The organism is Aporhodopirellula aestuarii, from assembly GCF_023701485.1.
Taxonomy (GTDB): Bacteria; Planctomycetota; Planctomycetia; order Pirellulales; family Pirellulaceae; genus Rhodopirellula; species Rhodopirellula aestuarii.
The window spans coordinates 1-9315 of sequence record NZ_JAMQBK010000099.1 but is presented as its reverse complement, the minus strand read 5'-3'; the positions used below and the strand labels follow the sequence as shown (position 1 = coordinate 9315).

Here is a 9315-nt window from a genome sequence, read left to right as displayed (position 1 = left end):
CGCTGTCGGCTCACTCATGTTTGCGAAACGACTAACTCAACAGTCCGCAAGCCGTCCGGTGCCGTGTTATCAAACGGCTTGTACCCTTACGCAGAGACTTTGAGTGGCAGACGCAAGTTCGGGTTTCCCAACGTCACGCCTCTTCACTTCGTGGTGAGATTTTCGCGATCACGAGATACATTACGGGAGCGAGTATCAACACAACGACGGTGCTGAGTGCGAGTCCGAATGTAAGGCTCGTCGCCATCGGCGAAACCACCTGAGCTTCTTTGGATCTCTCCAAAAGGATCGGCATCATTCCCGCGCAAGTCGTGACCGAGGTCAGCAGCACGGCGCGAAAACGGCGACGCGATCCGTCGATGATCGCATCGACCAACGGCAATCCGTCGGCAACGCGTCGATTGATGAAGTCGACCAATACGATCGAATCGTTCACGACCACACCCGCCAATGCCACAATCCCGAAGATGCTAAACAGTGTCAGGTCGATGTTCATTACGATGTGACCGACAATCGCTCCGATGAAGCCGAAGGGGATGATCGAAAGGATCAAGATCGCCTGCCACGATGAGTTGAACTGCACCGTCAACAACAGAAACATCGCGCCGAGCACAAAAAAGAAACCGAGCGTCAAGCTGTTGACGGTCTCCTCAGTCTGTTCCTGTTGGCCGGCCCATTCGAGTTGCACGCCCGGGAAATCTTGGCTGAATTGGGGCACGAAATTGGCTTTCATGTCAGCGACCACGTTGAACGCGTTTCCTCGCGTCTCGTCCACGTCGGCGACGATCCCCACACTCCGCATCTGATTCACGCGGCGGATTTCAGAATAGCCTCGCTGCACATCGACCTCAGCGACCTCGCTGAGCGGCCGTTCCGTGCGGTCGGCGCCTCGAATGCGAATGTCGTTGAAGCTGACCAGGGTGTTGCGTTCTTCACGAGGGTAACGGACGCGGAGCGGGACTTCGTGGCGTCCCCGTTGCAATCGCATCACCTCTTCACCGTAATACGACGCTCGAACCGTCCCGGCGACATCGGCGAGTGAAATGCCCATCGCTTTGGCATCGTCGCGAACTTTGATCCGATACTCCCACTTGCCCTGCCGCGTGTCGGTGGCGATGTCCGAAACGTAAGGGTACTCGGCGAGCTTGGCTTTGCATCGTTCGATCGCTTCGTCGAGTAGCTCGAGATTGTCGCCCGTTGCCATCAAACGCATTTCAATCGGCAAGGAGGCTGGTCCGCGCGGTGTCGCACCAAAGGCGACCGCCTCTGCCCCCGGAAACTGACCCGACTCCTCACGCCACATCCTGACGATGTCGTCGCTCGAAACGGTTCGTTCACCGATGTCGTTTAACTGAATGAACAGACCTCCCACATGGCTGGCAATTGACGTTCCCACCTCGTCACCTGAGGAACCCACCGTTCGCTGGACCGCTTTGACAAATCCATCGGGATCGGCCGTCAATTTTTCGTCGATCGAACGTTGGTTGACTCGCCAAATGGCATCTTCGAGACGCTCGGTCGCACGGTTTGTCACATCGACCGGGGTCCCGTCGGGATAAGTGACTTGCACCGTGATGAACCCAAAGTCGATTTTGGGTAACAACAAGAATGGGACCATGCCTGATCGAACCACACCGACGCTGAGGATCAGCATCCCGGCGAGAGTCGACAACACGATCGCAGGATTGCGAAGCGACCATCGCAACGTCGGTGTGTACAAGACGTCGATCACCCAGGCAAGAAACCTCGACATCGTTTTGTTCGCCTTCTCCATCAACCAGCCCAGCGGCCGAAGTGGATAAAGCAAATACGTCAGCGCGTCGAGAAAAGTGCTGCGTCGGTGCGAGAGGTGCGACGGCAAAATCGTTAAACTCTCGATCATGGAAATGATCAACATCGCACTGACGCACATTGGCAGTACCACAGTCAATCGTTTAATGCGTCCTTCCATATACATGATCGGCGCGAACGCGATCACGGTCGTCAAAATCGCGGTAATGACGGAGGGCATGACTTCATAAGCGCCGTCGATCGCGGCTTGCCGGTAACTCTTGCCTTGTTCGCGGTGCGCGTAAACGTTTTCACCGACCACGATTGCGTCGTCGACTACGATTCCCAACGCGATCAGAAACGCGAACATCGAAGTCATGTTTAGCGTTTGGCCGCCATAGTACATGTAGATGCACGCACCGAGCAGCGACACGGGGATTCCAAGCATCACCCACCACGCCAACCGCATCTCGAGAAACAAGGCGAGAACGATAAAAACGAGCACGAGTCCCATCCACGCGTTCTTGCTCAGCAGGCTGAGGCGGCTCTTCACACTCGTCGATCGGTCACGCATTGTGAGCATCGTGTAACCCGGAGGGAGGTTACCTTTCTCTCGTTCGACATACTCCTGAACATCCTCGGAGACTTTGATCAAGTCATCCGCGCTCGTCGTTTCAACCGATACCAAGACTGCGGGCCGGCCGTTGACTTCGTTAACGCTCCCGTCCACGGAAAACTCATCGCGGACGCGCCCCAGATCGCCGACAGTCAACACGGCGCCGCCCGGTTCGCTGACCAATGGTATCGATTCGATGCCCACGCCGACGGTGCTCTTGTCGCTACCACGCAATAGAATTTCTTGCGATCGACCACGCAGCGTCCCGCCTGGCAACTCGACGTTGTTGGCACGCACAATCGCCGCGACGCTTTGCAGCGACAAGTTGTATTCACGGAGCGTTTGCTCGGGGATTTCAATGTCGATTTGGTAATCGGGCGTGCCGACGAGATCCGCGACCGAGACTGATGGCAACGCTAACACTTCGCTACGCACCCGCTCGGCAACGCGGCGCAGAGCCAACGCGGCTTCCGCGGCGGCTTCCTCGGTTTCAAAGCGTTGCTCGGACGACAACTTCACCAGCGACACGTCACTATCCTTGTTGGACCGTTGCGGTGTTTTCGGCCCCAACACCGCGACGCGTATCGCGGTGACAAAGTTGGTGTCCATCCGGATGTCGGGTTTTTCTGCCAATTCCGGGAAACTCGGGATCTGCCCGATCAGTGTGGTGACCTCGGTCAGTACACGCTGTGCATCGTCCTGCGTGGCGTCAGGATCGAGTTCTAAGGTGACGTTGCCGACGCCTTCACGAGCCGACGATGTCATTTCCTCAATACCGTCGACGGTACGGATCGACTCTTCGATCTTTTCGAGGATGCCCTCTTCGATTTCGTCAGGGCTGGCACCGGGATAGACCACCGAGACGTTCAGCACGTAGAGTTCGAAATCGGGCCAGAAGTCACGACGCAACTGCGTCAGGCTATGAATGCCGAGCAGCAGGACGCCGAGCATGACGACATTCATCGCCTGCCAATTTTTTACCGACCAAGCGATTAGGCTTTTCATCCGTCCACCTTCGCCGTGTCGGCCTCGTCTTGATCAGATTCCGCCTGTTCGAAAGTCAGCGTTCTTACTTCGAAAGGTTCCTCGGCCATCGCCGAGCTGAGCGGTTCTTTGCGTCCGGGTGAACCCACCGGCATTCCCTCGGTCGGATCGCTAATCGGAGAAACAATCACGTCCACTGTTTCGAATGTGGCCGTGGTGTGGGCCGGGTTCATCAACTCAACGACCATCATTTCGTTAACACGACTTACCAACGTGACCGGAACGATTCGCAGCTTGTTGTCAACGTTCAGCCACACTCGGTTGCCCGGGCGAATCGCGTTTTCAGAAACTTGATACAGTGTTCGGTTAGGATTCGCCGCAATTGATACTGCAACGAACAGTCCACGGGCGAGCCGGCGAGTAGCCGTTACCGAATGCAATGTGTCGGGGAACTCAACACGAAACAGACAGGGATAAGTTCGTGTCGCCGAATCAATACCTGATCCATCGATTCGGGCTAGCACGGCAGGCCAACAGTAACTCTCGGCTCCGAATTCACATTCAATGGTTGCCGGGACACGCGGAACCTGATTGTCATTGTCATGCGCGGTGGATGTCTCCGCTCGGCTACTCCAAATCCAAATCATTTGATCGGATGTGAGGTTGGCTCGCACTTCCACCGCCGCGATGTCTTCAATTGTGACGAAAGTGGTTCCGGTGGCGACGAACGATTGCTCCTCGACATTCGACGTGACCACCAGTCCACGAATCGGCGACTTGACGACGCAACGTTCGAGATCGAGTTGCGCTCGTTTGAGTTGGACCGCCGTGAGGGCTTGCTTATCAACGATCAGCTGGCGTCCCGCCAACAGCTCCCGGCGTCGATTCTGAAGTTCGACTAACGCCGCTCGTGACGTCAACTCGGATCGTTTCGCAACATCGAACTCCGCCGCCGAAGCCGCTTGTCGTTGGATCAAAGATGCCAACCGTGTACGTTCTTCCGTCGCGATTCGTAGTTGCTGTTCGGCGAGCGACATCAATTGGTCGGTGTTTTCGATCCCCACGTCGGCCGCAGCGATTTCTGATGTCTCCTGCGCCGCTTGAGCTTCGAGTCGCTGGACTTCGAGTTCGTATTCAATCGGATCGAGTCTTATCAAAACTTCCCCGGCTTCGACGATGTGTCCGGCTCGCAAGTTTTCAGATTGCTCGATAACGCGGCCCGCAACTTCGGTTGCCAATCGAATTTCTCGAAGTGGCACGACGACGCCATTGGCCTTGATCTGAACCGGTCCGTGATGCGGGATCAATGATTCCGTCGTGACAACGGTCACCGGCGACTTTGGAGGTTTCTTTCTTTCCGGTTTCTTGCGTTCACCTAAAAACGTGTAGCCGAAGAAGCACGCGCCCAACACCGCTACCGAAACGACGACGTTCACGACGATGTGAGGGATACTTCGCGAAGGAGGCGACGGTTGGTGTGGCGGATCAGTTTCAGTTGTCTCAGTCATGCGGCAATCAGAATTCGCCAGGAGGAAAAGCGGGCGGGAGTAATCGACGGATGTTCAACGGAAGGCGATCCAAACGGGCGGAAGGATCAGCACATGGTCGACGATGGACAATGTCTCGGCAGGGAAATCGTTGCGTATTAAAGGCTAGACATGGGCGGCAACGATTCAACGTCGATGCGTCGCCAAGTTGGTCTCAACCCCAGAACACGGCGTAAGTTTCGGTATCGGTGGTGCAGGAAGCACACGTTCGCCAACTGGCCTTGGCGCTCTCGACGTGCAGTTTAATGGCGCAACTTCTCGATATCGCTGTGAACTCAGAAAGGAAATCTAAGATTTTTGTACCCGCCCCATGGATCCGCTACCTTGCGATGACTGGAGGCGTTGGTAATCGAAACGGCGTAGCCCACCGGCGGGTGGTTGTTGTTTGGTACTGAACAAACCCAACCGCGGCTCATTGCGCGTTATCCGTTAGCGTTGGCTGCCAAGACGCCGCTGATGAGTGCAACCGGTGAGGTCCCAATCGGCATGTCCGCGACGCAGTGTCACGAAGGCACAAACCGCGTTGGAAAAATGACAGGGGGAATGCGGCGACTTAAATGACCTCAGTATTGCGACGGCTCGTGGCATGTATTCGACGATGTTGGCTAAGAAAGTTACCGACGCAGCGATCGAAGGGGTGTTGATCTCGCGGTGTCGCGTCAGCTCGGTGCCGTGGATCACGAGAATTGCTCGATTTCGCGAGAGCGATGGCGTAGTGACCCAGTCGTCACTCTCGTACGGAATCATCGCAGGGATCTTGCACTTTTACGACGCGATTTGTCTTAATTGATAGGCACGCGCCTTGATCTCATGATACAAAATGAGAACCGAATGCCCTCGAATCGATTGGGGACCAGGGTGTCGGTTAAGAGGGGCAAATATTCCTAACTCATCACTTATCCAGATTTTTCGATTTCCGATCGTCGCCGTCATTGCGTTTGTATTGGAGCTCGCCTTGCCAATGTTATCTAACATGAATAGCTCAGTCGCTTCTACGTTTGAGAATGTTCCCAACGAAGTTCGATCGATCGATATCCGCCTTCTCGTGCAACTCTTTGAACAGGCGCCGGACGTCGCGTTCTTTGTGAAAGATGCGGAAGGACGCTACCTCGCTGTGAACCGTTCACTCGCCGATCGACATGGTTTAAAGAATTGCGAAGACGCGATCGGGAAACGACCCGTTGACATTTGCGTCGGCAGGTTTGGGCTCGTTCCGACCGACCAGGACGCCAAGTTGTTGCGGAGCGGTCGACCGCTCGTTGACCTCCTCGAGATGCATTGGCACCTGCCTCATGAGCCGGTTTGGTGCTTGACGACGAAGCTGCCGATTATGGACGAGGATGGAAAAGTCGTCGGTATCGTTGGTTTCTCACGCGATGTGCGGGCTCCGGTTGAAAATCATGAAATCCCCGAAGAGTTCGCATCCGCTCTACGGTATTTCGAGCAGAACCTGACTGAGTTTTACACCCCGTCGGCATTAGCGGAACGCTCGAACATGTCGTTGCAACGCTTGTCACGTTTGACGAAGCGTCTATTCGGCCTCACGCCTAGCCAGTTCATTAGTAAGACGCGGATTGCGCTCGCGTCGCGTCTGCTATACGAGACTGACCAGCCAATATCGGAGATCGCTCTGACCAGCGGATTCTATGATCAGAGTGCCTTTACGCGAGCTTTTCGCGTTGCGACGGGCGTAACACCATCCGAATTTCGACGGCAGGCCAAGCAGATCGACGGCCCAAATGGATAGTATGCGCATTTTTCTGAATCTGTAGCCTTTTGGTCCAAGGCGGGCACGTAGCGGGGGGAGTAGAATGTTTTCTCGAATGGCACCCCAAGGAACGCATTTAGGCGACAAATTCTGATGAAAATAGAACGGATCTTTGCTCACCGTGTCGAACTTCCGCTGGTAGAAGGGACTTACCGCTGGAACAACGGCAATTCAGTTTCCGTATTTGACAGCACAGTCGTCGGTGTCGAGACCGACAAAGGGTTGATCGGATATGGCGAGGTTTGTCCTCTTGGCCCCTGTTACCTTCCCGCCTACGCGGAAGGTGTCCGTAGCGGCCTCCGAGAAATGGCGCCGCATCTCCTCGGAGCCGATCCTCGTGAGTTGGGAAAGATCAACCAACTGATGGATTCCGTTCTCAACGGACACCCTTACGTCAAGACTGCGGTCGACATCGCATGTTGGGACATCCTCGGAAAAGCGACCGGGTTGCCAGTGTGCTCGCTGATGGGCGGCCGCTACGGTGAAAAAGTAAGACTGTACCGTGCCATCACGCAACTGCCTCCGGATGAGATGGCCAGCAACGTTGCGAAGTACCGCAGCCAAGGCTACACCCGCTTCCAATTGAAAGTGGGCGGAGATGCAGACACCGACATCGCCCGTATCCGTGGTGCCCGTGAAGTCCTCGACCCGAGTGATCGTCTGGTTGCCGACGCGAATACCGGGTGGTCACAACACGAAGCCATGCGTGTCGTCAACGCGGTCCGAGACTTAGACGTTTACATTGAACAACCTTGCTTGACCTACCAAGAATGCTTGGCAGTTCGCCGTAACACGACACTTCCGTTCGCACTCGATGAAAATATCGATAGTCTTGCGATGCTTATGCGAGCCAACCGTGATCTCGCGATGGATATCGTGAACATCAAGATCAGCAAGTTTGGTGGATTGACGAAAGCCAAACAAGCTCGCGACCTGTGTGTTTCGCTGGGCATCGGAATGACGATCGAAGACAGCTGGGGTGGTGACATCACAACGGCAGCGATCTCGCATCTCGCGCACAGCACTCCAGAAGAGTTGCGGTTCACCAGTACCGACTTCAACAGCTACAACACAGTGTGCAACGCGACCGGGGCACCTCGCCGCGAAAACGGGTTCATGAAAGCGAGTGAAGCTCCCGGTTTGGGCATCACTCCAATCGTTGATGCGATCGGCCCTGTTGTTTGGGAAGTTTCTTCAAGCAGTCGCGGTTCGTCGAACGCCATTCACCAGGCCGAGCCCCTGTCGCGTCCCGAGCCGCACCTCAATAAATCGGTAAGTCACCAGGTTACTTCCTGATTGTCGTCCATTGATGGTGGCGTAAGCCCGGTCGTCAATGACGACCGGCGGATCGTGTGGACCAAGAAGTCCATGCCTTGTGGCAGATCAAGGCGGTTGAGAGTCGCAACCGCCATCTCCAACCAATCGCTCCGCGCTCGAGTCAAGCCACTTTCACCCGGCTCTTGATTGAACGCCATCGAAATCAACACGGCACCGCTGTTGCAGTGCACGCAACGGCCAATGTGCCCCGCGGGGATCGCGATCCTATCCGTTGATTTCGTCTTCGCTCAGCTTTGCCGGTTGATTTAGCGGAACGGCGCGAGCCGTCCGGTCCCGAGTTACCGGACGGCTCGCGCTGTTCCGCTACTTTTGAAATCCTTCAGTAATACACTCGACGTCCCTCACAGGTTTTCACCGGTCGTCGGTTGGCTGAGTCGCTGCTATTGAAGGACGGTACGCTACTGAAACCTATAAGAGTTCAGGCAAATAATATGTTGATAATGTTGCTGATATCGCAGGAAAGTTTTCCTTTAAAACTTATCTAGTAAAGTGGCCATAATCGTGGATGGACACTCGTTTATTCGCGTCTTACAGTAGGTCATCCAATGCAAATTGACGTGCCGTGTAGAGGGTGCCAAGTAGTGTTGGTGATTTGCATCGCGACAAACGTGTTGCCTAAAAACTCAAACCTTCTATGACGAGGTAGAAACCGTGGTCAAATTACAGTCCCGACTTTTCGCGTTGGTATTAGTTGCATTCGCGATGGTCACCGCCAGTGGATGTGGCGAAGAGAAAAACGTTGTGCTCAAGCCGGACATGTCGCCCGAGGCACTCCAGGCGCAAGTTGAACGCAATGCCGAAGCGGCTAAAGCCGGAGTCGAAGAGTAGTAATAAAGAAAGCGATAGCTCGAGAACGCGTAGATGCTGATCTTCTGTGGCGTTCTGGAATTGGATGAGTCGAATTCCCGTCGCGTTGTCTAGCCTCAATTTGTGTGTTGTTTGAACCGGAGGGCCACGCCCTGCCGCAAAAAATCTTAGCGGAACGGCGCGAGCCGTCCGGTGTCACAACAAGTTGTAAGACGCATATAACAAGCCCTGATTTGACGACCTTCAGCTTGAGGTGCTCGTACCGAAGGACTTGCGTCCGTGACTTGTGCGGGTCGTAACTTCGAGGCTGTGAATCTATTCGCCGGAGGCGAAGCAATGTGGCCGTTTGCTCTGCAAACGAAGCTTACGGGAACGCTCGTTTGCGGGGAACGTCGGTTGTTTAAGTGCCTTTTTTAGCGGAACGGCGCGAGCCGTCCGGTCCCGAGTCACCAGACGGCTCGCGCCGCAGGGCGATTGCACGGTGA

The 9315-nt window shown here is 55.1% G+C and carries 6 protein-coding genes; 3 read left to right on the top strand and 3 right to left on the bottom strand.

All coding sequences use genetic code 11. The features are described 5' to 3' along the window. Positions 1–133 precede the first annotated feature (133 nt). The 3 genes from NB063_RS29500 to NB063_RS29490 all read right to left on the bottom strand — a co-directional run bounded on the left by NB063_RS29500 (position 134) and on the right by NB063_RS29490 (position 5664). A complete protein-coding gene (locus tag NB063_RS29500) occupies positions 134–3391 on the bottom strand; it encodes an efflux RND transporter permease subunit (protein ID WP_250932903.1) in 3258 nt (1085 codons plus the stop codon). Then, positions 3388–4878 carry an efflux RND transporter periplasmic adaptor subunit gene (locus NB063_RS29495; RefSeq protein ID WP_250932900.1) on the bottom strand — a complete coding sequence of 497 codons (1491 nt, stop codon included), beginning with the start codon at positions 4876–4878 and terminating at the stop codon, positions 3388–3390. The genes NB063_RS29500 and NB063_RS29495 overlap by 4 nt, the downstream gene beginning before the upstream one ends. Before the next feature lie 468 nt (positions 4879–5346). Continuing rightward, entirely contained in the window at positions 5347–5664 is a 318-nt protein-coding gene (locus tag NB063_RS29490) for a hypothetical protein (protein WP_250932898.1), read from the bottom strand. Between the two features lie 226 nt (positions 5665–5890). On the opposite strand from NB063_RS29490, the gene NB063_RS29485 reads away from it, so the two are divergent. The 3 genes from NB063_RS29485 to NB063_RS29475 all read left to right on the top strand — a co-directional run bounded on the left by NB063_RS29485 (position 5891) and on the right by NB063_RS29475 (position 8851). Further along, the gene (locus NB063_RS29485; RefSeq protein ID WP_250932896.1) at positions 5891–6664 is read left to right on the top strand and encodes an AraC family transcriptional regulator; all 774 of its coding nucleotides are present in this window, start codon (positions 5891–5893) and stop codon (positions 6662–6664) included. 114 nt (positions 6665–6778) lie between these two features. After that, the gene (locus NB063_RS29480) at positions 6779–7981 is read left to right on the top strand and encodes a cis-3-hydroxy-L-proline dehydratase (RefSeq protein ID WP_250932895.1); all 1203 of its coding nucleotides are present in this window, start codon (positions 6779–6781) and stop codon (positions 7979–7981) included. 693 nt (positions 7982–8674) lie between these two features. Beyond that, complete coding sequence (locus tag NB063_RS29475; RefSeq protein WP_250932893.1) at positions 8675–8851, top strand: hypothetical protein; 177 nt, start codon at positions 8675–8677, stop codon at positions 8849–8851. Positions 8852–9315 lie beyond the last annotated feature (464 nt).